Below are 23,530 nucleotides of genomic sequence, written 5' to 3'. Positions count from 1 at the left end.
TATAATGCCCATCAAATTTACCATCAATCATAGAAGTTTATCTTATTCCGCAAAATGTATTGCTCCCTTTGGGGTTGTTGCCAATAAAGCTTCATGAACAGCCTCAGCAGTTGTAGGATGCGCATGAATGGTATTGATCAATTGTTCTGCAGTTAATTTGTTTTGAATGGCAACAGCCACTTCATGTATCAGATCTGTTGCATGAGGACCTATAATAGATCCACCCAATATAACTCCTGTAGCCTCTTCTGTAATTATTTTTACAAAACCTCTTCGTTCTCCTTGGGTAAGCGCTTTCCCATTCGCTCCAAATGGGAACTTTCCTGTTTTTACAGATATGCCCTGTTCCATTGCAGCCTTTTCATGAATACCAACGGATGCAATTTCAGGACTTGTAAAAATTGCACTTGGTACAACTTCATAATTAGCTTCTACATCTTTCCCTAGGATATTCTCAATAGCGATGATCCCTTGGTGTGAAGCAACGTGAGCTAACTGAATGATATTTGTTACATCACCAATGGCATAAATATTGTCTACTGTTGTTTGCATTTTAGAATTAACTTTTATTCCTCTTCCTTTTTCATTGAGATCGATTCCTAATTTTTCTAAATCGATATCCCCATAAAATGGTACTCTTCCCACAGACATAAGGACTTTATCTCCTGTTATATATCCTTTGGTACCATTCTTATCAAATACTACAATGGATTGACCCTCTTCTGTATCGATAATCTCTTCAACCTTTGAACTTGTATAGATCTTGATTCCTTTTTCTATAGCGATTTCTCTAATTTCTGTTCGAACATCTTCATCTAAAGCAACTAAAATATCTTCTGCAAACTCTACTACACTTACATCCGTATCTAGGGCATTACAGATAAAAGCAAACTCCATTCCAATTACGCCGCCACCAACAATAATAATTTTTTGAGGAAGCTCACTTAAATTTAGCATCTCTTTACTCGTTACTATATTTTTTGATGCTGCACCTTTTATAGGCGGAACAAATGCCTTAGAGCCTGTAGCAATGATGATATTATTTGTATTAATTGTGATTTCTTTATTTTTCTCCTTTACAAAAACTGTATTCTTATCTAGTATTTCTCCGCTGCCCTTCAATACAGTTACATTGTTTTTGGATAGAAGATAATCGATTCCACCAACTAATTCATTCACAATATCATTTTTTCTTGCTATTATTTTAGAAAAGTCATAAGATGAAGAACTATTAAAAACGCCGTACTCCGCAGAGTTCTTAACTAACTCGTAAACTTCAGACGAACGCACCAAAGCTTTCGTAGGAATACAACCTCTGTTCAGGCAGGTACCTCCTAACTCCTCTTTTTCTATCAATATTACTTTGGCCCCTTGCTTAGCCCCCTCAATAGCCGCTACATAGCCTCCTGGTCCTCCACCTATGATAACGATATCACTGTCCATGGATTCCTTTTGTGGTTTTAAAAAATTAGCCATATAGTTAAACCCTTGTTTCTTATTGGCTTCTCCTTTACTGTCTGCCTTTTCCCCTTCAACCATAAGCAATACATCTCCTATTGAAACAGGGTCGCCTTCCTTTACTTTAATTTCTACTATTTCACCTTCTACATCGGATGTAATCGTAATATTTCCCTTTTTAGCCTCTATATCAAATATTTCTTCCCCAACTTTGACAATGTCTCCACTTTTTTTGTGTATGCTACCAATTACGCCAGATTTATTGTGACCTGATAATTTTTCTAATTTAACCTCAACTATCACGTTGAACCCTCCTATCGACTTAAAAGAATATAAAGAGAAGACAGTTCGTAGGCTGTCCTCTCTTTTCTATCTATTTAAAATCTTTTTCAAACTCGTCAAGAGAATCTTTTAACAATGTAACACTATAAGCCATAGATGGTCCCCCACCAAAAGCTACAGCTACCATTGCTGCCTCAATGATTTCTTTTCTTGTAGCACCGGCTTGTAGTGCATTGTAAGTATGGAAAACAATACAATACTCACAACGGTTGTAAATAGCAACCCCAATGCTAATTAATTCTTTCATTTTTAAATCTAAAGCATCTGGTTCGTAGGCAGCTCCTAATAAATTCATAAACGCTTCAACCTGAGCACCATTGCTACTGGATAATGCCTCTAATCCTCCAGTAAAATCTTGTAACATTTGTCTTACGTCTTTTGCCATTGTATACTCCTCCTTATTAAAATACTTGCTATGCTAATTATTAGTATAGCAAGTATTTTGTTTTTGTCAACGTTTTTTTGATAAATTATTCACATTTTTTTGTTTAGCATATGTTTTCCCATAAACTAAAAAAAATGCACACATTTTATAATTCATGTATGCATTCTTCTTCATCAATTTCTTTTATATTATTGATCATTTTAGATAAAACAGTTGTAAAAACTTGCATTTCTTCATCGGATATCCCTTTATATAATAATTGTTCGAATTTTTCACCTTCTGGTAGTAGTTTAATTCTGTATTCTTTTCCTCGGTCTGTAAGTCTTAAGTTTGTAATTCTTTTATCACTTTCATTTTTAATTCTTTCTACGAGCCCATCTCTTTCCATACGGTCTAAAAGACGAGCGATTGAGGATTCTTTAACATTCATTCTTTCAGCCAGTTCTTTCTGACTGATTGATTCCTCTCTACCTAAATAATATAAGGCAATCCATTGAACTCTTGTTACACCTAATTTCATTACCCTCTCACTGAAGGCATCACAGATAATCTTACTAGAATTATCCGCTATATATCCCACTCATCTATCTAAATTAAACATCTACATCCCTCCTTACTTACAAACATCCAAATGTACTCTACTATGAATGTACTATTGAAACATCATCTCTTATTTATTTCTATTAAAGCCACAAAATACTTTAACTTCTATTAAAATTTAAGTTTAGAAAGAGCATCTGCAAGGGCTGTATTAGCAAACCCATCATTTTCTTTTTTCTGTTGATTCATGTATTTTACCACTTCTTTTTTAGATACCTTACTGCCCTCTTGTTTTTTTCGTTCCTTGAAAGTAGCTAATTTTTCCCTATGGCCACAGGAACATACAAAAATTTGACCTTCTCCTTCACCCCGAAGTTCTAACTTCTTATGACAATTCGGACATCTTGCATTGGTATTTTGCGTAACACCTTTTCTATATCCACATTCTCTACTTTGGCAAACCAACATTTTTCCTCTTTTACCCTTTACCTCAAGCATATACTTTCCGCACTCAGGACATTTATTTCTCGTCAGATTATCATGTTTAAATGTTTCATCACTATTTTTGATCTCATCCACCACTGTTTTGGTATAGGCTTTCATTTCTTTCACAAAATGATCCCGATGGAGATCACCCTTTGAAATGGCCCCTAGTTTTTGCTCCCAATCTGCAGTTAATGCCGGTGACTTCAAATCTTCCGGTACTAATTCTAAGAGCTGCTTTCCTTTTGAGGTGATCCATATATCGTTTCCTCTTTTTTCGATTAAAAATGTGCTGAATAGTTTCTCAATAATATCCGCTCTAGTGGCTACAGTTCCTAATCCTCCTGTTTCACCTATGGTCTTGATTAAATCCTTATGGGCATCCTTCATATATTTTACTGGGTTTTCCATGGCAGAAAGTAAAGTTCCTTCATTAAATGGCGCTGGTGGTTTGGTCTGCCCTGTGGTTTGTGTAATGGAGCTGATCTTTAAAACATCCCCCTTATTTACACGAGGCAGTAATTGCTCTGAAATGTCCTCATTGCCACTTTCGTCCTCATCCATATTGCCATAGACTTCTTTCCAACCTTGGTGAATCACATTTTTACCCTTTGCTATAAACACTTCTTCTCCGATTTTAGCCCTAATAAAGGTTTCTTCGTATTCAAAGGGAGGATACAATACTGCTAAAAATCGTTTTACAACGAGATCGTATACTTTTCTCTCTTTATCACTTAAACTGCTTAACTGAACAAATTGCTCCGTTGGAATAATCGCATGATGGTCTGAAACCTTTCCATCATCAACAAACGAAGAATTCCCTTTGATTGAACCTTGTAGCACCTTATTTGCCGCTAATTTATATGGACCGACACCACATGCCTTGATTCGGTCTTTTAACGTTGGTACAATGTCCGAAGTAATATATCTGGAGTCTGTTCTTGGATAGGTTAAGATTTTATAGTTCTCATACAGCTGTTGCATAATCCCAAGAGTCTCTTTTGCAGAGTATCCGAATATTCTATTGGCATCTCTCTGCAATTCTGTTAAATCATACAACTTCGGTGCATAACTTTTTTTATATTTTTTCTCTACATCCATAACATATCCGTCTTTGTTTTTTATCGCATTTAATATACTGGTGATTTTTTCCTTCTCGAAGCTTCTAATATCCTTTGTTTTACGATCCTGCCAGGTCAATTTTAAATGGGGACTCATGGCCTCCATTCCATAAAAAGTTCTTGACTTAAAATTTTGTATTTCTGCCTCTCTCTGTGCAATGATGGCAAGCGTCGGTGTCTGTACTCTTCCACAGGAAAGCTGTGCATTATATTTGCAGGTTAGGGCACGGGTGGCATTGATGCCAACAATCCAATCCACCTCTGCTCTTGCCACAGCAGATTGGTACAGTTTTTCGTAATCCTTACCGTTTTTTAATTTCTTAAAGCCATCTTTAATGGCATTATCTGTGACAGAAGAGATCCAAAGACGTTGAATGGGTTTTTGAACCTTAGCTTTTTCAATGATCCATCTGGCAACAAGCTCCCCTTCACGACCTGCATCTGTAGCAATGATAATTTCATTCACATCTTTTCTATGCATCTGTTCCTTGATGGTCTGAAACTGCTTCCCCGTCTTTTTTATAACCACAAGCTTTAAATCCGATGGTAAAATAGGCAAGTCTTCTATTTTCCAAGACTTATATCGATCGCTATAGTTCTCTGGATCTGCTAAGGTTACAAGATGGCCCAAGGCCCAAGTTACGATGTATTCCTGTCCCTCCAAATATCCGTTGCCTTTTTTATTGCAATTTAAAACTCTAGCCAAATCCCTTCCCACGGAAGGCTTCTCTGCTAACACTAACTTTTTATTCATATTTACAATCCTCTCAATTCTATGATGATACATGTATCATAACCTTTTTTATTTTAAAAATATCTATATCCTATTATTTTAACATAAACTGAGGCGTAGTTCAGCAGGAGTTTTAACGCTGAACAACCATATATTTTGTATCCATCACTGTAAGAATTTTAAAATAGAAAAAGACTCTAGGAATTCACCTAAAGTCTCTTCTTTTACTTGAAAAGATATTATAAAATTTTTCGAAGTCTTTCTGCTTCAATCTGTCTGATAGACTTTGTGTTTCCTTCGCTAGCACATAGGATATCTACCATACCATCTTTGGCATTGAGCACTCTACCTTTAACTTTCGTTCCAATAATATTTACTGGTGCTTTTTTGTCAACAGCTTTAATGTCATTTGATTGGCAGTACGTACACATTTCATTAAAATAAGAGATTCTTCTGCAATCTTTGCAGTAGGCTAAATTTTCCATTTCTGTCCCTCCATTTAAAAGTAGTAATACAACAAACCTGACTTCTGACATTCTCCATTGCTCTATACTATATTAGAGAAAATTCTTGAAATTCCTTCTATTTTTTAAAATTATTCATCGACAAATTTTATTTTATATTTTTAAAGTAGGAATTTTCGATTCCTTATAAAAAGCTTCTATAGAAGCATTCAAAGAAAGCTTTTTTTAAATTTACTTACAGTAAAATTCCTCTTATCGCTATTAAAGTAAGACCTTCCTATTGCTTATACAAAAATAAAAGATAGAGAAATTTCTCTATCTTCATTTTTATAGGTTATGCTAAAGCTTCATTTAAAAGTTCTACCATTTTACGTGTAACGTCCGCTGTTACTCCTGCGCAACGAGATTTTCTTTCCGGATCTCCATAAGCAACACCTTGCTCTTTCATAAACTTTCCAACAGAATCCTCACATAATACAGACTCTGCAACAGTATGCTTTAATCCTAAGCCCTCTGGCTGATATTGAGGGAATTCAAATGTTTTGTACCATTTGTATAGGTCTGCAACTATTTTCTTTTGTGTATCTACATCTGTAACCATACCGATACATGCTGCCGCAACTCCCAGTGATCCACATAGTGTAGCCATACCGTATCCACCTGCTGCTGCAGTAAACCCTTCTGTTGGAATCTGATTAAAAGGATATCCTACTTCATCTGCTAATGTACCGAAGAACCCTTCGGCTACGCCAACACCTCAGCCACCTTTTTCTTTATATCCTTTAAAAGCTCTTTCTTCAACTTTTGCTGGATCTAGCTTTACATACTTAAATGGCCATTGTGGCTTATCCGGTGTTCCTGTTGAATTTACTGAAGCTGTTCCTGCATTTGTACAGGCTGTAAGTATTCCACCCACACCACCTGCCATAGCAATACCTGCTGCTGACATTCCTGCACGCTTAAGAAAATCTTTTCTCGTTATGCTTTTCTTTACATCCATTAGCCTCACCCTTTTTTATAATTTTTTTAAACTTGTAGCTGTATTGACTGCGCTTTATTTAAAAATCTATTTGTTAATATAATAACACACTTTTCTTTTCTCTTATAATAAGTGATTCTTATAGTACATAATCATTTTTTATGATAAAATTTTAACGACTTTTTGCAAGGCTGTTTTATCTTGCACAAGATAAGCTATTCATAAAAAAAACATGTATCAAAGAAGTATAATACTTCCTTATATACATGTTTTTTTATTTATTAAAGCTTATCAATATTGATTATGCTAAAGTTTCGTTTAAAAGCTCTACCATCTTACGTGTAACATCCGCTGCTGTTCCTGCGCAACGAGCTTTTCTTTCAGGATCTCCGTATGCTACTCCTTGTTCCTTCATAAAAGTACCTACAGAATCTTCACATAGTATTGACTCTGCAACAGTATGCTTTAGTCCCAAGCCTTCTGGTTGATACTGAGGGAATTCAGCTGTCTTATACCATTTAAATAATTCTCCTACTATTTTCTTTTGTGTATCAACATCTGTAACCATACCGATACATGCCGCCGCAACTCCTAAAGAACCACATAATGTTGCTTGACCGTATCCACCAGCTGCAGCTGTAAAAGCTTCTGCTGGAATTTGATTGAATGGATATCCTGCTTCATCTGCTAATGTACCGAAGAACCCTTCGGCTACGCCAGCACCTCAGCCACCTTTTTCTTTGTAACCAGTATAAGCTCTTGCTTCTGCTTTTGCTGGGTCTATTTTTACATATTTAAATGGCCATTGTGGTTTATCAGGTGTTCCAGTTGAATTTACTGAAGCTGTTCCCGAATTTGTACAGGCTGTAAGTATTCCGCCTACCCCTCCTGCCATAGCAACCCCAGCTACTGACATCCCTGCTTTTTTCAGGAAATCTTTTCTTGTCATCTGTTTTTTCTCTTCCATTGCCATAGTTAAAACCTCCTTTAAAAACTTATCCTTTATAGTAAATATAAGAATAAAATTAATTTTGTCTACGTTAATATAATAACATTCAAATTGTTTCTTGTGTAATAACAGTTATTTATACAGTATAATATTAAATTGTTACTAAATTAACTTTTTCAATAGAATATCCGTATAAATGCCTGTTAATTTTTCTACTTAATGATATAATAGAGATATGTAATAATTCATTTGTTTCATATTGAAAAAATTGATGTTCTATTGCTTTCTTTCGAAATTATATAACAAATAACAAATTAATTTTTTATAAAGGAGAATATCTCATATTATGAACCTACAATATTTAAAAGCATTCTATGTCACAGTTAAGCTGAACAGTATTTCAAAAGCTGCGAAAGAACTCCATTTAACGCAACCCGGTTTAAGTATGCAAATACAATCCTTAGAAAAAGATTTAGAAGTAATTTTGTTGACCAGAAGCAATAAGGGGGTAAAATTGACCGAGGCAGGAGAAGTTGTATTTGACTACGCCAACACAATTCTCTCCATGCAGGATAATATAGAACGTGATTTGAAAAACTTGAAGTCCAATAAAAAAGAACTTTTACTAGGATCTTGTAAGGCTGTAGGTGAATACGCACTTCCATGTAGCATCTATATCTACAAGCAAGAATTTAAGGACGTTAGCATCAACTTTGAAATTCATAATACGGATGATATTATTAAAAGCTTAATGGATCGCACAATTAACATTGGAATTCTACACGGAAATCGAGAAATGAGTCATATTAAAACTGAAAAAATCACATCGGATCGTTTAGTTCTCGTTACCTCACTACCCCTTATGAAAAATCTGATCAGTATCGAAGAGTTCAAAAAGCTGCCATTAATTTTTAGAGAACAGGAATCTGGCACGCACCAAACCGTTAAAAACGCCTTACTTCATCACAATATTAAAATTGACGATTTAAATATCATCTATAAATTAAACTCTATGGAGGCCATTAAAACCTCTGTTTTATCTGGGAAAGGAATCTCGTTCATCCCCGAACTGTCCATAAAGCGAGAATTGCGGGATGGCAATTTAAAAGAGATCAAGGTAGAATCCTTAGAAATATTCAGTGAATTTTTTATCGCTTATCGAACGGACCACGTATTAAGCTTGCAGGAAAAAGAATTTATTCGCTTTATCAAGTCTTCTAAACGAGGTTTCTGTTAAAATGATTTATAGTCCATAAAAAAAGTAGCCTTCCTTACTTGGAGCGCTACTTTTTCTTGATATTGAATAGGAAAGTTCTAACTTTAAAAATGTAGAGAAGAAGAACTTACGGTAAATAACCTTCAAGAAAGCTTCCTTCCGATGCTTTTATCGAAGTTTTTTTATAGAATATATTTAAATAATATTTTACTTCCGAGCCATGCACCAACAAACATAAAGGCTCCAAAGACCCATCCATGAAGTGAAAAAGATGGGATTGCACTAAAATAAGCGCCGATATTGCATCCAAAGCTTAATCGAGTGCCATATCCCATTAGGATGCCACCGATTAATGCAACGATCCATTGTTTTCTATTCTTGATCTTCTTAAACTTGAATTCGGAAACGAGCAGTACGGCCATCAATGCACCGATGACCATTGCACCAGCCAGAATCATGGTGCTATTGCTCAAATAGTTCTCTCCTACATTCAATTCGTTTCCATATACATTAAAATAGTACCAATCGCTGGCCTGTATCCCTATTTTCTCTAAAATCGATGCTCCCATATATAAAAAGGATGTACTGATCCGCCAAGCAGATCCTGTGGTAAATAATAAAAGTACATTTAAAAGTGCTAAAATAATTCCGCCCACCCAGTAAGGCCAAGGCTTTTTTAGAATTTTATCCTTCAAGGTCAATAGAACCACCCTCCCTACTATTTTGCCTTTTCTATATAAATCTCCCATTCTCCTTGTGCAATCTCAATATAATCAATATAATGCCCTTGTTTTTTAGTCCACTCTACAACATTGGTTATAGAGCAATTATGATCCGTTCTCATTACTAAAACATCCCCAATTTTCATGGTATTCAATTTCTTTAATGCCTTTAATAAAGGAATGGGGCATGCCTCATACATGCAGTCTAATTCATATTCTGCCATAAAAACTCCTCCCAAATAAAAAAATACTATAGATCTGCCATCATATTATTTTTCTTATCATACCAGTGTGCAAATATATACAATGCACATAAAATGAGTAATTGAAGTATAAGCGCTGGTATAAATCCGATATACTTCGGAATATATACGGTCTTGGATGTAGAAATAAATAACTGATCCCAAAATTCAAAATGGCTACTACCCAATGTTGCACCGATGACGAATCCAATGAGAACCATGCCTTGCATTAGATAGCCTTCTCCAATCCGTATTAGCGTTCCAGAAGCACATCCACCGGCAATCACCATGCCAATCCCAAACAAAAGAGCCCCGAATATGGTATGAAAGCCGACAGGGTATATTTGTCCCGGTACATCATCCACAACGTAATTGATCTCATTACCGATGGTTATCTGCTGAAATATACTAAAACCAATGGTACATATGATGAGCCCAATAATTACAGCTCTAAAAAGTGAAGTGGTTCCTACCATAATCGGATCACGAAAACTTGCAGCGAAACAAAATCTTGAGCGCTGCATGGTAATCCCAATTAGAAGACCGATGGTCCAAACGATACTGTGCCTTATATTTCGATTGTAAAGATAAGCACAAATTATAAAGGCTATAAAAGCTACCATAAAGAAATAGGGAAGCTGGCTTTTTTTGTTGGGGATTTCTCTTTTTCTTTTGTTTTTTAATTCTTCGATTTTGTTAGAGGTCATAGTATGGATCATCCTCCCTTTGATAAAAATAAAACAAGCTGATTACTTCTATTATACCTTAAATTCTTTCTTTTTACATTAAAAAAAGTACTCAATATTATTTAAGTACTTTATAGTTACAGCAATATTCAATAAAATCTTCCATAAAATCCATTTCTTTTTCATATAAGTATATAAAATTGAAATCTCTGTACATGGTAAAATTCTCTATGGGAACAATGACGATGGACCCTTCCTTCACTTCTCTTTTAATGGCTTCCCTTGAAATAATAGTATAGCCTACATTTTCCTTCACAAGAGAAATTGTTGCTGTAATACTTTCTACTTCCATACATCCACTAATGGTATCCACACTGTAACCGTGACTAATTAATTCTCCTTCAAATATTTCTCTCGTACCTGAATCCGGTTCTCTCAAAATTAAATTGCCTTTTAAAACTTCATCCAACTGAACAAATTTTCTCTTTGCAAAATCGTGGGATTTTGAAACCGCTAAAACAAGTTCATCCTCCTTAAACTTTCTATGTTTAAATTTGATTCTGTCGAAAGGCCCTTCTACTAGGGCTAACTCAACTTCCCTATCGATGATTTTCTTTAAAATTACACTGGTATTGCTTACAGATAAGGCGATATTCGTATTGGGATTCTCTTTTTTATACGCTCCTAAAATGGTGGGGATCACATAGCCGCCAATCGTCATGGTAGCCGCTATATGGTGCCTTTTAATGGTAGGTGCACCATTTCTTAAATTACGCTCCATCTCTGCAGATATATTTGCGATTTCCTTGGCATATTGCAAAAAGAATTCGCCTTCTTCCGTAAGCTTTAATGTTCTGCCTTCTTTTTGTATGAACTTTGTGCCATAATATCTTTCTAAATATTGGATTTGTTGATAAACTCCGGGCTGCGTTAGATTTAAAGCTTCAGCGGCCCTCGTAAAGTTTTTAGTTTTAGCCACGGTGATAAAAGTATGCACTCTCGAATCAATCATGATGTATCCCTCCATTCCACTGATTTTGTTTTCTATAGAATCCCATAAAAAACTGTTCCTAATACACCGGACAACACAATAACCAGAATCGGATGAAGCTTAGACTTTAAGCTCACTCCTAAAATAATAACACCGATGATGATGGACTTAAAATCTAAATAGGATTTGCCTGCAAGTGATATAAATGCGCTAATAATCAATCCAATTAAAGCTGGTCTCATTCCCATCAATGCATTTTTTAAAACCTTAGAGTTTTTAAATTTCAATATATAATGGGTTGCGATGGAAACCAACATAAAGGAAAAAGAAACGACACCGACAGTGGCAGCGACACTTCCAAAGAAACCACCAATTTGATACCCAACAAATGTTGCCGTATTAATGGATATGGGTCCAGGTGTCATTTGCGAAATACCAATAATATCTAGAAATTGAGAGGAAGTTAACCATGGATTGTTGATTACAACCTCCCGCTCTATTAAAGGCAACATGGCATACCCTCCACCGTATCCAAAAACACCGATTTTAAAAAAGCTGATAAATAGATCAATGAATGTTTTCAACTTTTTCTACCTGCCCTTCGAAAGAATATTTCTGTTTCTCCTCCTCTTCTCTCCCCAAGAAAAATATGCCATATAGGGCTGATAAAAAGATAATGATTACTGGATGAATATCCAATAAAACGATGGATATGACACAAATTACAGTGATTGCAATATTCACGGTGCTCTTTTTTACAGACTTCGATAAGCTTTTCACTGCCAATAGAACTAATACTGGTACTGCTCCCGTAATCCCTTTAAAAATATTGTCTACCACTGGATTTTCTCTAAACCGAGAAAAATACAGAGCAATTGTAAGTATGATTAAAAAAGATGGCAATATGACGCCTAAAAGTGCAATCACTGCTCCTACGATGCCACCGAGCTTATATCCAATAAATAGAGAAGAGTTCACTGGCAAAGCTCCTGGAAAGCTTTGGGATATTACAAGAATATCCGTAAATTCTTCTTTAGAAATCCATCCTTTTACATCAACAACTTCCTTCTCAATCAGTGGTATCATTGCATATCCACCACCAAAGGTAAAGGCTCCTATTTTAAAAAAGCTAAAAAACATGATGAGTAATTCCTTCATGGTCATTCCTCCAAAAATTATTTGAGCAAAAATTATTTCCTTTTCAACTCAATTGTATCATAGAATAATTATAATTAAAAATTATAATTATTTATTAACATATAATTTTTAATTATAGATTAATTTCTTCTCATCATAAAAAAAGCTCCCCAAAATGTACGATCCATTTTGAAAAGCTCAAAATATTTTATTTATCTTTTCCTTCCTAAAATAAGAGAAATGTAGTTTTTATCCCTTAGGATGGTTTCTTTATCTGTCAGTATTTCTTCGTCATCCCAAGTACAATGCTTCACATATTGGTAGTCAAAATTTTTCTTCTCTAGAGAATCGATGATTCTTTCTTTATCCTTGAAGGTCTTTAAAATACAGATGGATTCTACGGAATCTAATAAATCTTCTTGAAAATCATCACATAGCAAGAAATTATCACCTTTTATTGTAAGTGGCAGCTTTGCACTGGCAGCTGCTGCTACGAAGGATGGGATTCCCGGAATTACTTCAACTGTCACGTTGAACTTCTCCAGCTGTTCCATGGTGTATATAAAGGTACTGTATACCATAGGATCTCCTATGGTTAGAAATACTCCCACTCCGTTCTCTGGCGTTTCCTCATGGATGATCTCTGCTGCTTTTACATAATCCTCTGCTGCCACCCGTCCCATTGGAAAATCAATCATTATCACCTTTTTATTTGCAATATGATCCGCTACAGTGTCCAAGGCAATATTTTTCCCTTTATTATTCGGTGCAAATATTACGCTGGCTTCATTGATCATTCTAACAGCCTTTAGAGTTAATAGCTCTTTATCCCCAGGCCCAGTTCCTATGCCATATATTTTTTTCATCATAAACCCCTTCCATACGTTCTAATTATTTGTTCGATTTCATTGAGATCTGTAATCCCCTCTTCATCTTCTCTTCCTATAATAATCGGCATGATATTCAATTCCTCACAGGCTTCTAATTTTTCTTCCATGCCGCCTTGTTTTCCACTGTCCTTTGTCACCATATAATCAATCCCATATTCCTGAAACATCACCTTATTATATTCTTTTGAAAATGGTCCAAGAACCGCTACAATATCTTTAAGCTGCACTTCATATCGCTTACATTCTTCGATGCTTTCAAGTGCAGGCAACACTCTGTAGATAAACCGGTTATTTCCCCGTACTTTTTCAAAATCCCCTATGTTTTTGGACCCTGTGGTAAAAAATACAGTGCCAGAAATATGGGATAGATATTCATAGCAATCCTCATAACTATCTAGGTATATGGATTTTGATGTTAAATCTGCTTTTTTTCTTATGTATCGAATGTACTCTATATTTTTATCTTTTGCTATTTTTTTTGCATTGGCTGAGACTATTTTGGCATAGGGATGAGATAAATCAATAATTGTAGAAATTTTATATCGATCTATAAAACCTGACATCTCATTGTAACCCATTCGACCCATAACGATATTGTTAGAGTTTACAAACTCTTTGCCACCATCTGTAGCGATGGTACCAATAAGATGGTCTACATCGCCAATTCGGTCCATAACCTCCCTAAATTCGCTGGTTCCACCGATCATCCAAATCATTTAATTATATAACCTCTCGGCGTTACCATATGATTGCCTTTGATATAAGTGTTGCTATTGCCTATAATCAGAACACTTAACATATCTACTTTGCTATAGTCAATGCAATTTAGGGTTGTTATGGTGATTTCTCTGCCACTACGGCCAGAATTTTTTACGATACCCACTGGTGTTTCCCCACATCGATATTTCAGAATTCGGTTCACCACTTTTTCTAAATGATCTTTTCTACCTCTCGATTTCGGATTGTAGATGGATAGGATGAAATCTGCTTCTGCTGCTTTCTCTACTCTTTTTTCTATGACCTCCCAAGGTGTCAGAAGATCGCTTAGGCTGATGGAAGCATAATCATGCATGATGGGTGCTCCCAGCTCCGATGCCGCTGAAAAGGCTGCCGTAACACCAGGAACGATCTCTACGTCGATATCTTCCGCTAATTCTATAATGGGACCTGCCATACCGTAAAGACCTGCATCACCAGTACTGACAATGGCTGTATCTTTCCCTTTTCGAACTTCTTCGATGGCAGAGTTGCATCGCTCTATTTCCCCTCTCATTCCTGTGGAAATCAGCTCTTTCCCTTGAATTAAATCCTCTATATATTCTAGATAAGGCGTATACCCTACGATAACCTCACAATTTTTTATGACATCCACTGCTTTATAAGTCATATGGTCTCTTCCACCTGGACCTATGCCTACCACGTATAATTTAGCCATTTCTGTTCTCCTTTGCAATTGATATGGTGATGCCTCCGTGCTTACTTTTTTTAGATCGAATTTCTCCGCCTAGTAAATAGGCACAGGGTTCAGAGACCGAATATACACCGATGGTGTCCTTTACGAATTGAGATTGATCAAATTGATTCTCTACTTCCCTGATTTCGTCGATGGTGAAAATCCGTAAAGGTTTATTAAAGTGTGCCACCGCACTTAAAATACCGGCTTCATCCTTTTTTACTTCCACAGTTCCAAATGATTTAATGCTATGCTCTGAAAGTTCGTTTATTTGTAATGTATTTTGAATGGCTGCAATGATTCGCTCTCCTTCGATCCCCTTTCTGCAACCGATTCCGATGTTCAAATTCTTCGGTCGAAGAATGGTATAGGGTACAGATAGTCCATTCACCTTAGAAGCGGTTACCGCTATGACCCCTTCAATCTCTGTGTTGATATTTTCTAAGTTTTCTAAAATCACCAAGTTTTCATAGTCGATGACCCCATCCATTTCTGAATAAAAGCCAATCTTCTTACCATGGATCATCATCGCTGTGATATTCTTTACAGATTCCATGTCCTCCATATAATAATCGTTGGATTTGGCAAATAGATCGATGGCTTCTATACCTCGATTATCCGAGGCTGTTGTGATGACTGGAATGGATTTTATTTTACCAGCAATCCATTGAGCCAATGCATTGGCTCCACCTAAATGACCCGATAATAGAGATATGGAGAAATTCCCCAAGTCGTCTACTACCACAACAGCAGGATCACTTTTTTTATCTTTCACATAGGGTGCAATCATTCGGACTGCAATTCCCGTAGCTGAAATAAAAATAATGCCATCGTACTCCTTCCAGGTGGCTTCCATCAATGTTTTAATACCACCTTGAACCCGAGAGTTTTCAAAGGAATGGATTGAATAAGGTTCTCCTGCCTCCATACTAGAATCAACTATTTGATTGCCCAACTTTCGTCCTTCCTCTGTAAAGGAAAAGCAGGCGATTTTCATTTCGATGCTCTCCTATATTCATGGGTGAAGGTGGGATCATAGAGCTTTGATCTAGAGTAATCGCCATCGATAAAATCTCCAACTAAAATCTGAGCCATTTTATTGACCCCTTCTTTTTTCACTTTTTCCTCGATATCACATAAGGTACCGATGATGATTTTTTCATCCTCCCAAGTAGCTTTGTATACTACAGCCACTGGAACATCATCTCTCTGATATCCTCTTGCCAGCTTTTCTACGACTCTGCCAATATCCTGAACCGATAGGAAGATTGCCATAGATGCTTTGTGGGCAGCTAATTTTTCTAAGTCTTCTTTCTCTGGAACCGGTGTCCGGCCTTCGATTCTGGTTAAAATTACAGTTTGACTTACGTCTGGTAAAGTAAACTCTTTCTTGATGGAAGAACATGCAGCGGTGAATGAACTGACCCCTGGAACAACTTCATAGGAAATTTCTTCTTGGTCTAAAAGGTCCATCTGTTCCTTAATGGCACCATAAATACTAGGATCCCCAGTGTGAAGTCGAACGACTTTAAGGTTTTCATCCTCTCCTGCCTTCATGACTTCAATTACTTCTTCTAAAGTCATAGATGCACTATTGTGAAGTTTACAGCCTTCCTTGCAAAAATTTAAATGCTCCTTTGAAACCAAGCTCCCTGCATATATGACAACATCTGCTTCTTCCAGTAAACGTCTTCCCTTTACTGTGATCAGATCTACATTCCCCGGTCCTGCACCTACAAAGCTAATCATTGCCCTTCACTCCTTTGACTATAAATATTGGATTATTTGCCTTCAGCAGTCCTATTTTATCCATATGGGATGTCTGAACCAGCTGCGCTTCTATGTTTTTATACTGATATTTTTTCAGCAGATTGATGAATTGATTTAAATTATTGATCGTAATAAAGTTGGCACAGAGAATGCCCTTCTCTTTTAGATGTTGCTCTAAATAGATGAATATTTCTTCCAGCTTGCCGCCACTACCACCGACAAAACACTTATTGAATTGAATATTCGGTAGAGATAGGGGGGCTTCCCCTTTTATTGCTTCTACACATACACCGAACTTATCCATATTCTTATGGATAAGTTCTACGCCTTCCTCTTCTCTTTCGATCGCCCAAACCTTAGCTCCATGTAGGGCAGCTTCAATTGATATAGAGCCTGTACCTGCACCAATATCTAAAAGTTCATCGCCCTCTTCAATGGCCAAGTATCCCATGGTCAGAACCCTTACATCGAACTTGGTCATGGGGATATTTCCACGGACAAATTCTTCATCCTTAATCCATTTCATTTTCTATTACCACCACCGATAAGTTTGAAACATCTTCGATTTCCTCGCCGATATTTGCTTTTATAATTTTTTCGTCTTCGTAGGATAAATTAAATCCAACGTACATTCTTCCCTTTTTTCCTAGTTGCCCTAGCTTTTTAGATATCAACGATGGACGATTATCTTTATCCGTCAGCAGGATAATTAGCCCATGGTCCCCTATGGTATCAAGGGATTCCTCTCTACCATGGAGGGATAAAAATTGTGCACCCTGCCAGCTTTTTTCTAACCTTGACATCATATATTGAAAGGAGGAAATTCCAGGAAGTACACCATCGATTGCAACCTCTTTCCGCTTAAGAAATTCTACAATACCGTAGAAATTTGGATCTCCAGAGGCTAAAAGCAGTAAATCCTCATATTGATGGGCGTAGCCTACGATTTCATCCACCCTGCTGACCTCTATAAAATCTGTTCGGATGCTTTTAAGAGAGCTTGAAACCCTGCCGAAGGCTAGAACGCACTGGGCTTTTTCAATGGCCTCCTTTACCTCCAGTGTTAAATATTTCGGATTTCCCGGCCCTATTCCTGCTACTGTCACCCCATATGAACACCTCTTTCCATAGAATAAATGATTACCTTCACTGGATAATTTTCATCCTTGATATATTTCCTTATTTTCTGCTCTGCACCCTGCTCCATTTTCTTGATAACTTCACCGTACCCTGCATCGATACAAATATGTAGTCCTTCTTCCGCTGTAACTGCACCATTTACTTCCTCGATGAGCTGTCGCGGTGCACCCATTAATGCTAAGTAGTAAATGAAGGCTTCCATTCTACCATCACATACTTTACTGTGGGTATTAAAAACACCGATGGAAAGTTTCGAAAACTTTCCGATATGGCCGATTAAGGTCATGGACTGAAATCCCTTATTATAGGCATATAAGAGACTGTCCCCAATATAATTGGATATTTTAACTCTAGCCTCCGATAATCCTAAGGTATCTGAGATTTTTTCACCATAGTTTCCAGGAACTAAGATGATGTTTGATAATCCATGTTTTTGTTCCACCATGTCCATTTCCATATAAATGGTTTTAATCAATGCCTCTTCAGACATTGGATAAACAATTCCCTTCGTCCCAATAATAGAGATGCCTCCTTCAATTCCAATATTGGCATTGAAGGTTTTTTTAGCAATGACCTCTCCTTGAGGTGCATAGATGGTCACATCGTATCCCTTATCTGAAACTGCTCGAATTTCTTTTTCAATCATTTGAAGGGGTACTGGATTAATGGCTGCTTGTCCTACGGTTCCAAATAAGCCCTTTCTCACGATTCTACCGATCCCAGTGCCGCCATGGATATGAACCTGGCCATCCTGTCTCTTTCTAACCTCTGCATAGATCTCTATGCCATCGGTATTGTCGGGATCATCTCCAGCGTCTTTCACAATGGCGCAGGAAGCCTTCTCTGGATCTATGCTAGGATTATGTACTTCTAGCTTCAATGGGATATTAGCTGGTGTGTCAATTTCTACAAACTGAAGGACCTTACCAGTTTCCAGCATTATAGCTGCTGCTTTTGCTGCCGCTGCCGCACAGGAACCCGTAGTGTATCCGCATCTCAATCTTTTTCCTTCTTTAATTACATATAGATCCAACATTATCTACCGACCACCATATATAACAATGCATTAACAATAGATGCAGCAACATTACTTCCGCCCTTTGTTCCTATGGTGGTGATATTTGGAATATCAAATTCTCTTAAATACTCCTTTGACTCCGCAGCACCGACAAAGCCTACAGGAACACCAACGATGAATTTCGGATTCACTTTTCCTTCCTTCACCAGCTCTAAAAGCCTGAACAATGCAGTAGGTGCATTTCCGATAACAAACATATCGACACCATCCTCTACTGCTAAGTCTACAGCACACGCTGATCTTGTAGTACCTAGCTCCTTGGATAGAGCATACACTCTTTCATCGTCAATATAGCATTTCAGGTCACAATCCGCCTTTGTAAGCGCCGCTTTATTGATTCCCATGGATGCCATCTTCGTATCTGTAAATATGGTGCCTCCAGCCTTGATACTGTCTTTTGCTTCCTTTATAAAATTATTTTGAAACACAATAATTTTTCTGTATTCAAAGTCTCCAGTCGTATGAATCATTCTTTTGGCAACAGTACTCTCTTCCTCCGTAAAGGATGTGTCCCCCATTACTTCTTCGATGATATCCATGCTTTTGTCTTCAATCTCCATAGGGTTTTTGATATACATTGAAATGCCTCCTTTAATTTTCTTGAAATAATTCGCTTTCGTACCGATATAGTGGCAAGCCTAGCCCTTCATGTATCTTAATGAGCCATGGCTTTTCTAGCAGTGCTTCTTCTAACAATGATGTTCTAAGAAATATCTCCTTTGTTTCTCCTTCGCCAAGAACTCTTCCATTTCCTAGAACGTAGATATAATCACAAATCTCATATATAAAATCCATATCATGGGATGAGATCACCAATTTCTTTTCCTTGCTTACTTCCTTTATAATCCCTTTTATTTGCCTTGTCATGTGAGGGTCCAGCCCCGCCGTCGGTTCATCTAATAAAAGAACCTTAGTATCCATCACCAATACACCTGCGATGGCTACCCTCTTCTTCTGACCGTAGCTTAAAAAGTGGGTTGGCTTATCCTTTAGCTCTTCTGCCCTTACCTTCTGCAAGGCGGTATTCACTCTATCTTGAATATGATTTTCATCATAATTTAAATTTCTTAATGTAAATGCTACATCGTCATAGACCCTAGAATAAAAAAGTTGTTTCTCTGGGTCCTGAAATACCATGGTAACTTCTTTTCTATATTCTCGCAAAGATTTTCTATCGTATTTGAGTATTTTTCCTTGATACTTTATAGAGCCTTCTCTCGGTTTCAATATACCTAACATATTGAGAAATAATGTTGATTTTCCAGAACCATTGGCACCAATGATCCCGATGACATCACCTTTTCCAAGGTCCATGTTCACGTCTACTAAAGCTTTTGTTCCATCTTCATATTGATAATTTAACGCTTCTATTTTTATCATCTAATCACCTATTTTGAATTCGCCATTATATAATTTGCATTCCAAAGAAATCACCATATCCTCATACTTCTGCAAAACTCGAATGAATAGAGATTTCATCAGCAAAGCCGTTGATCTAAAACTATTTCTATAGCCTGAATAGCCGAACCGTATTTCCTGCGCCCTATAGATTTCCTGCATTTCCTCTAGGAATATAAATATAGACCTATAGGTTAAGATTAAAAGCTCAATTACTACATTGGGAACACGTAGTTTTTTAAAAATCCGAATCAATTGATTAATGGAAGTGGTGAATGCTAAAAAAAATGTTGCTGATAAACATGCAAATACTCTCGTAAGGATATGGATGGACTGGAATAAGGATTCCTCTGTAAATCCAATATAATAACGTAGGACTTCAATCCGAGCAACATAAACATCCTTTTGAGATATACTGATTAGGACACTGACTATACTGACCACTAAGAACACTAAGGGTATCAATAGTGCTTTTATATATCGATTTAGTGGGATTCCTCCTACTACAACAGTAAGGAGAGACATGGTGATCAATATAAGAATATTGACATAATTATTGCTGACAATGGTAGCTATGGCTAAGGCCATAGCTACCATTGTAAATTTTATGTAAGGATTAAAATTTGCTAATTTATTGATATAGGCATACTTATCGATGAGCATTGGCTTTCTGCTTTCCCTTAAAGGTTCCTAAAATATACCCAATCCCACCTGCACCGATGGCCACTTGTAAGGAGAACAATAAGCTTTCTATTTCACCACTTGGAGGCTCCCATAGAGGCTCTGCCCAAGGCTCATAATCTGGATGTATTGTACCAATCATGTCTTCTGCCTGTCCATCTGCCCCTTCAAAATCAGAATCTCCCATTAGAATTAGAGGGGTTATAATAATCACCGCTACAAGTAATAAAAGCAATAAGTTCTTTTTACTAGATTGTTTCAAGATGGATCACCTCATCTTTCTTATATTCCACTAAAAGATTATATACAATCGCTGTTAAAATACCCTCCACAATGGCCAGTGGTACTTGAGTTATTGCGAAGATCCCTAAAAAGCTGGTTAAAGAGCCTGCGATACCTGTAACAGGATCTGGGAATGCAACGCCTAATTGTGTTGCAGTAACGATATAAGTTGCCAAATCACCTAGAGCAGCTGCTAGAAACACAACAAAGGTTTTGTTCATTTTAGATTTCTTAAGTCCAGCATAGATCCCATAGGATACAAAGGGTCCTACAATTGCCATCGAAAATACGTTGGCACCTAGTGTTGTTAGTCCACCGTGTGCAAGAAGCAAAGACTGGAACAAAAGAACAATGGTTCCTAAAACCGTCATAACTGTCGGTCCAAATAATATAGCACCCAAGCCTACGCCTGTAGGATGTGAACAGGATCCCGTAACGGAAGGAATTTTAAGGGCAGATAATACAAATGTAAATCCACCTGCCAACCCTAATAAAACCTTTGCATTGGTATCATTCTTAAACATTTTATCAATTTTTAGGATACCATAGATCAAAAATGGCAGGGATAATACGGTCCAAACAAGAGCCCACTTCGCCGGTAAAAAGCCTTCCATAATATGCATCCCATAACTGATACTCGGTGTTACGATTAAAAGCAATGACACAATAAAGCCTAGATATTTTTTATTTTTCATTTGCCAATCCCCTTCTTTCTTATTTTTGAACAGCAGCAATCTTCTTCCATAATAAATTATCATTTTTTATCTCTAGATTTATTATGGGTTTCAATCTCATTGAATTCTTGTTTCTTTGATCACCCTCTAACATAATTTGTAGTAGGTGTAGAAAGGAATTAAAAAAATCCCTAACCGCGTAGATTAGGGATCATATTTTGCAAATATAAAATAGTATATGCAAGATAAAAGTCTCCCTTCCCACCGAAGGTTTTTACTTCATACAAGCAATTAGGCAGGTCTCCTGACTCGTGGATCAACCTACTCCCAACACCTTCCCAGATATTATCCAGTGGACCCGTTGGTTTCGTACACACTTACAGTAGCGGGGGCTGTATCGGAATTTAACCGATTTCCCTATTAATCTTTTAGAACCTAATGCTTCTTATTTACTTTTCATAACCATATTATCATACATAAAAACCTTATTCAATATCCTTTGGTATCTTTACCTTTAAATCAAAATGGTTCTTCCTCATATAGCGTATACTTTTTTCTAGAATTTGTTCTATTCACAAAACTTTTATGGTTCCTCCTGTTTTTAATTCCATCTCACTGGGTATATTATATATAACTATTTCGGATTGGAGGGAAATGTATGCAAATTTCTGCTAGAAATCAATTGGATGCAAAAATATTAGAAGTTAAAAAAGGACCTGTTTCAACTGAAGTCATATTTGATATTGGTGGACAAACAATGGTAAGTAGCATAACTACAGGCTCAGCTGAATCACTTGATTTAAAAGTCGGTGACAATATTAAAGCTGTTGTGAAAGCTTCTTCTGTTATGATTATGAAATAAATACATATGAATTACAAGAAGCTATAGCCCTTTTCAAGAAGCTATAGCTTCTATTAAAATCTAATACTGATATAAATCTGGTCTCCTATCCTTATATACATGGATGGTGTCCCTAATTTTTTCTACGATACTCAAATCCAAATTTCCTGTAATGATTTCTTCCTGATTCGATGCCCTAAGGATCACTTCTCCCCAAGGATCAATCAATGCTGAATTTCCCCCGTATATCGTCTCCCCTGCCCTGCCACAGGAGTTTACGCATGCAACAAAAATTTGATTTTCAATTGCACGAGCTTCATTTAAAATCTGCCAATGGTGAATTCTAAGCATCGGCCACTGAGCTACAACGAAGAGAATTTTGATCTCTTGTAAAGCTAATGTTCTAACGAGCTCTACAAATCGGATATCGTAGCATATGACGATACCACATTTTATGCCATCCAGCTCAAATACCGTAATACCAGAGCCCTTTTCAAAGTACTGATCCTCGCCCATATATGAAAAAAGATGGGTCTTATCATATTCAGCAATACATTCACCCTGCTTGTTGAATATATAAGATGTATTGTATATGCCGTCCTGCTTTTCATTTATAACGGACCCTGCTATGATATTTACATTAAGCTCCTTGGATAATTTAGAGAATAATCTTTTGGTACGATTCCCATTTTGATCACAAAATTCTTTTATATTTTCCTTGGGGAAAAAACCTGTACTCCAAGTTTCTGGCAGGGCGATTGTATCTGGATTTTCTTTTGCAGCAAGGCGAATCAGTTCTTCTGCTTTTTTAAAATTGTGTTCCATATCTTCAAAGGTCATCTTCATCTGGATTAAACTGATTTTCAATTTTTATC

The 23,530-nt window shown here is 36.7% G+C and carries 29 protein-coding genes and 1 riboswitch; of the genes, 2 read left to right on the top strand and 27 right to left on the bottom strand.

Annotated elements, in window-relative coordinates:
• Nucleotides 1-42: 42 nt before the first annotated feature.
• The 7 genes from lpdA to CLOS_RS15535 form a co-directional block, all read right to left on the bottom strand.
• A complete protein-coding gene (gene lpdA, locus CLOS_RS05350) occupies nucleotides 43-1,761 on the bottom strand; it encodes a dihydrolipoyl dehydrogenase (protein ID WP_012158896.1) in 1,719 nt (572 codons plus the stop codon).
• Between the two features lie 70 nt (nucleotides 1,762-1,831).
• Nucleotides 1,832-2,185: a carboxymuconolactone decarboxylase family protein gene (locus tag CLOS_RS05345; protein WP_012158895.1), complete on the bottom strand. Its 354-nt coding sequence runs from the start codon at nucleotides 2,183-2,185 to the stop codon at nucleotides 1,832-1,834.
• Nucleotides 2,186-2,330: 145 nt separating this feature from the next.
• Nucleotides 2,331-2,765 (bottom strand): MarR family winged helix-turn-helix transcriptional regulator, encoded by a 435-nt coding sequence (locus CLOS_RS05340; protein WP_242649599.1) that lies wholly within the window; start codon nucleotides 2,763-2,765, stop codon nucleotides 2,331-2,333.
• Nucleotides 2,766-2,896: 131 nt separating this feature from the next.
• On the bottom strand, nucleotides 2,897-5,083 hold the full coding sequence (locus tag CLOS_RS05335; protein WP_041719022.1) for a DNA topoisomerase III: 2,187 nt from the start codon (nucleotides 5,081-5,083) through the stop codon (nucleotides 2,897-2,899).
• Nucleotides 5,084-5,301: 218 nt separating this feature from the next.
• Entirely contained in the window at nucleotides 5,302-5,547 is a 246-nt protein-coding gene (locus CLOS_RS05330) for a hypothetical protein (protein WP_041719021.1), read from the bottom strand.
• 313 nt (nucleotides 5,548-5,860) lie between these two features.
• Entirely contained in the window at nucleotides 5,861-6,526 is a 666-nt protein-coding gene (locus tag CLOS_RS15540) for a C-GCAxxG-C-C family protein (protein ID WP_012158891.1), read from the bottom strand.
• Nucleotides 6,527-6,806: 280 nt separating this feature from the next.
• Nucleotides 6,807-7,478: a C-GCAxxG-C-C family protein gene (locus CLOS_RS15535; RefSeq protein WP_012158890.1), complete on the bottom strand. Its 672-nt coding sequence runs from the start codon at nucleotides 7,476-7,478 to the stop codon at nucleotides 6,807-6,809.
• Between the two features lie 322 nt (nucleotides 7,479-7,800).
• Here CLOS_RS15535 and CLOS_RS05305 point away from each other — a divergent pair, with 322 nt between their 5' ends.
• On the top strand, nucleotides 7,801-8,691 hold the full coding sequence (locus CLOS_RS05305) for a LysR family transcriptional regulator (RefSeq protein ID WP_012158889.1): 891 nt from the start codon (nucleotides 7,801-7,803) through the stop codon (nucleotides 8,689-8,691).
• Between the two features lie 161 nt (nucleotides 8,692-8,852).
• Here the strand turns inward: CLOS_RS05305 and CLOS_RS05300 are convergent, their stop codons facing one another.
• From CLOS_RS05300 to CLOS_RS05210, 19 genes are all read right to left on the bottom strand, one after another.
• On the bottom strand, nucleotides 8,853-9,365 hold the full coding sequence (locus CLOS_RS05300) for a YeeE/YedE thiosulfate transporter family protein (RefSeq protein WP_330360318.1): 513 nt from the start codon (nucleotides 9,363-9,365) through the stop codon (nucleotides 8,853-8,855).
• A 23-nt stretch (nucleotides 9,366-9,388) separates the two neighbouring features.
• The gene (locus CLOS_RS05295; protein WP_012158887.1) at nucleotides 9,389-9,616 is read right to left on the bottom strand and encodes a sulfurtransferase TusA family protein; all 228 of its coding nucleotides are present in this window, start codon (nucleotides 9,614-9,616) and stop codon (nucleotides 9,389-9,391) included.
• 26 nt (nucleotides 9,617-9,642) lie between these two features.
• Entirely contained in the window at nucleotides 9,643-10,341 is a 699-nt protein-coding gene (locus CLOS_RS05290) for a YeeE/YedE thiosulfate transporter family protein (protein ID WP_012158886.1), read from the bottom strand.
• A gap of 97 nt (nucleotides 10,342-10,438) precedes the next feature.
• Nucleotides 10,439-11,332 carry a LysR family transcriptional regulator gene (locus CLOS_RS05285; protein WP_012158885.1) on the bottom strand — a complete coding sequence of 298 codons (894 nt, stop codon included), beginning with the start codon at nucleotides 11,330-11,332 and terminating at the stop codon, nucleotides 10,439-10,441.
• 32 nt (nucleotides 11,333-11,364) lie between these two features.
• A complete protein-coding gene (locus CLOS_RS05280; RefSeq protein WP_012158884.1) occupies nucleotides 11,365-11,895 on the bottom strand; it encodes a chromate transporter in 531 nt (176 codons plus the stop codon).
• Complete coding sequence (locus CLOS_RS05275; protein WP_012158883.1) at nucleotides 11,879-12,469, bottom strand: chromate transporter; 591 nt, start codon at nucleotides 12,467-12,469, stop codon at nucleotides 11,879-11,881. Before CLOS_RS05275 ends, CLOS_RS05280 begins: the two co-directional genes overlap by 17 nt.
• Nucleotides 12,470-12,660: 191 nt before the next feature.
• The gene (locus CLOS_RS05270; protein ID WP_012158882.1) at nucleotides 12,661-13,314 is read right to left on the bottom strand and encodes a precorrin-2 C(20)-methyltransferase; all 654 of its coding nucleotides are present in this window, start codon (nucleotides 13,312-13,314) and stop codon (nucleotides 12,661-12,663) included.
• A complete protein-coding gene (gene cobK / locus CLOS_RS05265; RefSeq protein ID WP_012158881.1) occupies nucleotides 13,314-14,054 on the bottom strand; it encodes a precorrin-6A reductase in 741 nt (246 codons plus the stop codon). Before cobK ends, CLOS_RS05270 begins: the two co-directional genes overlap by 1 nt.
• Complete coding sequence (gene cobJ / locus CLOS_RS05260; protein ID WP_012158880.1) at nucleotides 14,051-14,773, bottom strand: precorrin-3B C(17)-methyltransferase; 723 nt, start codon at nucleotides 14,771-14,773, stop codon at nucleotides 14,051-14,053. Before cobJ ends, cobK begins: the two co-directional genes overlap by 4 nt.
• Nucleotides 14,766-15,788, bottom strand: coding sequence for a cobalt-precorrin 5A hydrolase (cbiG, locus tag CLOS_RS05255; protein WP_012158879.1), 1,023 nt, complete (start codon nucleotides 15,786-15,788; stop codon nucleotides 14,766-14,768). Before cbiG ends, cobJ begins: the two co-directional genes overlap by 8 nt.
• Nucleotides 15,785-16,540: a precorrin-4 C(11)-methyltransferase gene (cobM, locus tag CLOS_RS05250; protein WP_012158878.1), complete on the bottom strand. Its 756-nt coding sequence runs from the start codon at nucleotides 16,538-16,540 to the stop codon at nucleotides 15,785-15,787. The genes cbiG and cobM overlap by 4 nt, the downstream gene beginning before the upstream one ends.
• On the bottom strand, nucleotides 16,533-17,087 hold the full coding sequence (cbiT, locus tag CLOS_RS05245; protein WP_012158877.1) for a precorrin-6Y C5,15-methyltransferase (decarboxylating) subunit CbiT: 555 nt from the start codon (nucleotides 17,085-17,087) through the stop codon (nucleotides 16,533-16,535). The genes cobM and cbiT overlap by 8 nt, the downstream gene beginning before the upstream one ends.
• A complete protein-coding gene (gene cbiE / locus CLOS_RS05240; protein ID WP_012158876.1) occupies nucleotides 17,074-17,667 on the bottom strand; it encodes a precorrin-6y C5,15-methyltransferase (decarboxylating) subunit CbiE in 594 nt (197 codons plus the stop codon). Before cbiE ends, cbiT begins: the two co-directional genes overlap by 14 nt.
• Entirely contained in the window at nucleotides 17,664-18,737 is a 1,074-nt protein-coding gene (gene cbiD, locus CLOS_RS05235) for a cobalt-precorrin-5B (C(1))-methyltransferase CbiD (protein ID WP_012158875.1), read from the bottom strand. Before cbiD ends, cbiE begins: the two co-directional genes overlap by 4 nt.
• A complete protein-coding gene (locus CLOS_RS05230) occupies nucleotides 18,737-19,357 on the bottom strand; it encodes a precorrin-8X methylmutase (protein ID WP_012158874.1) in 621 nt (206 codons plus the stop codon). Before CLOS_RS05230 ends, cbiD begins: the two co-directional genes overlap by 1 nt.
• A 13-nt stretch (nucleotides 19,358-19,370) precedes the next feature.
• Nucleotides 19,371-20,159, bottom strand: coding sequence for an energy-coupling factor ABC transporter ATP-binding protein (locus CLOS_RS05225; protein ID WP_012158873.1), 789 nt, complete (start codon nucleotides 20,157-20,159; stop codon nucleotides 19,371-19,373).
• The gene (gene cbiQ / locus CLOS_RS05220; RefSeq protein ID WP_012158872.1) at nucleotides 20,160-20,840 is read right to left on the bottom strand and encodes a cobalt ECF transporter T component CbiQ; all 681 of its coding nucleotides are present in this window, start codon (nucleotides 20,838-20,840) and stop codon (nucleotides 20,160-20,162) included.
• Complete coding sequence (locus tag CLOS_RS05215; RefSeq protein ID WP_012158871.1) at nucleotides 20,827-21,120, bottom strand: energy-coupling factor ABC transporter substrate-binding protein; 294 nt, start codon at nucleotides 21,118-21,120, stop codon at nucleotides 20,827-20,829. The genes cbiQ and CLOS_RS05215 overlap by 14 nt, the downstream gene beginning before the upstream one ends.
• A complete protein-coding gene (locus CLOS_RS05210) occupies nucleotides 21,107-21,835 on the bottom strand; it encodes an energy-coupling factor ABC transporter permease (protein ID WP_012158870.1) in 729 nt (242 codons plus the stop codon). The genes CLOS_RS05215 and CLOS_RS05210 overlap by 14 nt, the downstream gene beginning before the upstream one ends.
• A 256-nt stretch (nucleotides 21,836-22,091) precedes the next feature.
• A riboswitch (cobalamin riboswitch) is annotated at nucleotides 22,092-22,268 on the bottom strand.
• Between the two features lie 204 nt (nucleotides 22,269-22,472).
• On the opposite strand from CLOS_RS05210, the gene CLOS_RS05205 reads away from it, so the two are divergent.
• Nucleotides 22,473-22,676, top strand: coding sequence for a TOBE domain-containing protein (locus CLOS_RS05205; protein WP_012158869.1), 204 nt, complete (start codon nucleotides 22,473-22,475; stop codon nucleotides 22,674-22,676).
• 60 nt (nucleotides 22,677-22,736) lie between these two features.
• On the opposite strand, the gene CLOS_RS05200 is transcribed toward CLOS_RS05205, so the two are convergent.
• The gene (locus CLOS_RS05200; protein ID WP_012158868.1) at nucleotides 22,737-23,522 is read right to left on the bottom strand and encodes a carbon-nitrogen family hydrolase; all 786 of its coding nucleotides are present in this window, start codon (nucleotides 23,520-23,522) and stop codon (nucleotides 22,737-22,739) included.
• Between the last annotated feature and the right edge of the window lie 8 nt (nucleotides 23,523-23,530).

The sequence above is a fragment of the Alkaliphilus oremlandii OhILAs genome (assembly GCF_000018325.1).
Classification (GTDB): domain Bacteria; phylum Bacillota; class Clostridia; order Peptostreptococcales; family Natronincolaceae; genus Alkaliphilus_B; species Alkaliphilus_B oremlandii.
Note: the sequence above shows the minus strand (reverse complement) of the source record. Positions and strands in the feature narration are given on the sequence as shown.

Excerpts from the sequence above, each read along its gene's own strand:
- cbiQ (WP_012158872.1), bottom strand. The coding sequence starts at position 20,840 with ATGCTCATCGATAAGTATGCCTATATCAATAAATTAGCAAATTTTAAT.
- CLOS_RS05335 (WP_041719022.1), bottom strand. The coding sequence starts at position 5,083 with ATGAATAAAAAGTTAGTGTTAGCAGAGAAGCCTTCCGTGGGAAGGGAT.
- cobJ (WP_012158880.1), bottom strand. The coding sequence starts at position 14,773 with ATGGCTAAATTATACGTGGTAGGCATAGGTCCAGGTGGAAGAGACCAT.
- CLOS_RS05230 (WP_012158874.1), bottom strand. The coding sequence starts at position 19,357 with ATGTATATCAAAAACCCTATGGAGATTGAAGACAAAAGCATGGATATC.
- CLOS_RS05205 (WP_012158869.1), top strand. The coding sequence starts at position 22,473 with ATGCAAATTTCTGCTAGAAATCAATTGGATGCAAAAATATTAGAAGTT.
- CLOS_RS05285 (WP_012158885.1), bottom strand. The coding sequence starts at position 11,332 with ATGATTGATTCGAGAGTGCATACTTTTATCACCGTGGCTAAAACTAAA.
- cobK (WP_012158881.1), bottom strand. The coding sequence starts at position 14,054 with ATGATTTGGATGATCGGTGGAACCAGCGAATTTAGGGAGGTTATGGAC.
- CLOS_RS05210 (WP_012158870.1), bottom strand. The coding sequence starts at position 21,835 with ATGAAAAATAAAAAATATCTAGGCTTTATTGTGTCATTGCTTTTAATC.
- CLOS_RS05330 (WP_041719021.1), bottom strand. The coding sequence starts at position 5,547 with ATGGAAAATTTAGCCTACTGCAAAGATTGCAGAAGAATCTCTTATTTT.
- cobM (WP_012158878.1), bottom strand. The coding sequence starts at position 16,540 with ATGATTAGCTTTGTAGGTGCAGGACCGGGGAATGTAGATCTGATCACA.
- CLOS_RS05345 (WP_012158895.1), bottom strand. The coding sequence starts at position 2,185 with ATGGCAAAAGACGTAAGACAAATGTTACAAGATTTTACTGGAGGATTA.
- CLOS_RS05275 (WP_012158883.1), bottom strand. The coding sequence starts at position 12,469 with ATGAAGGAATTACTCATCATGTTTTTTAGCTTTTTTAAAATAGGAGCC.
- cbiD (WP_012158875.1), bottom strand. The coding sequence starts at position 18,737 with ATGTTGGATCTATATGTAATTAAAGAAGGAAAAAGATTGAGATGCGGA.
- CLOS_RS05290 (WP_012158886.1), bottom strand. The coding sequence starts at position 10,341 with ATGACCTCTAACAAAATCGAAGAATTAAAAAACAAAAGAAAAAGAGAA.
- CLOS_RS05305 (WP_012158889.1), top strand. The coding sequence starts at position 7,801 with ATGAACCTACAATATTTAAAAGCATTCTATGTCACAGTTAAGCTGAAC.
- cbiT (WP_012158877.1), bottom strand. The coding sequence starts at position 17,087 with ATGAAATGGATTAAGGATGAAGAATTTGTCCGTGGAAATATCCCCATG.
- CLOS_RS05295 (WP_012158887.1), bottom strand. The coding sequence starts at position 9,616 with ATGGCAGAATATGAATTAGACTGCATGTATGAGGCATGCCCCATTCCT.
- CLOS_RS05225 (WP_012158873.1), bottom strand. The coding sequence starts at position 20,159 with ATGATAAAAATAGAAGCGTTAAATTATCAATATGAAGATGGAACAAAA.
- CLOS_RS05270 (WP_012158882.1), bottom strand. The coding sequence starts at position 13,314 with ATGAAAAAAATATATGGCATAGGAACTGGGCCTGGGGATAAAGAGCTA.
- cbiG (WP_012158879.1), bottom strand. The coding sequence starts at position 15,788 with ATGAAAATCGCCTGCTTTTCCTTTACAGAGGAAGGACGAAAGTTGGGC.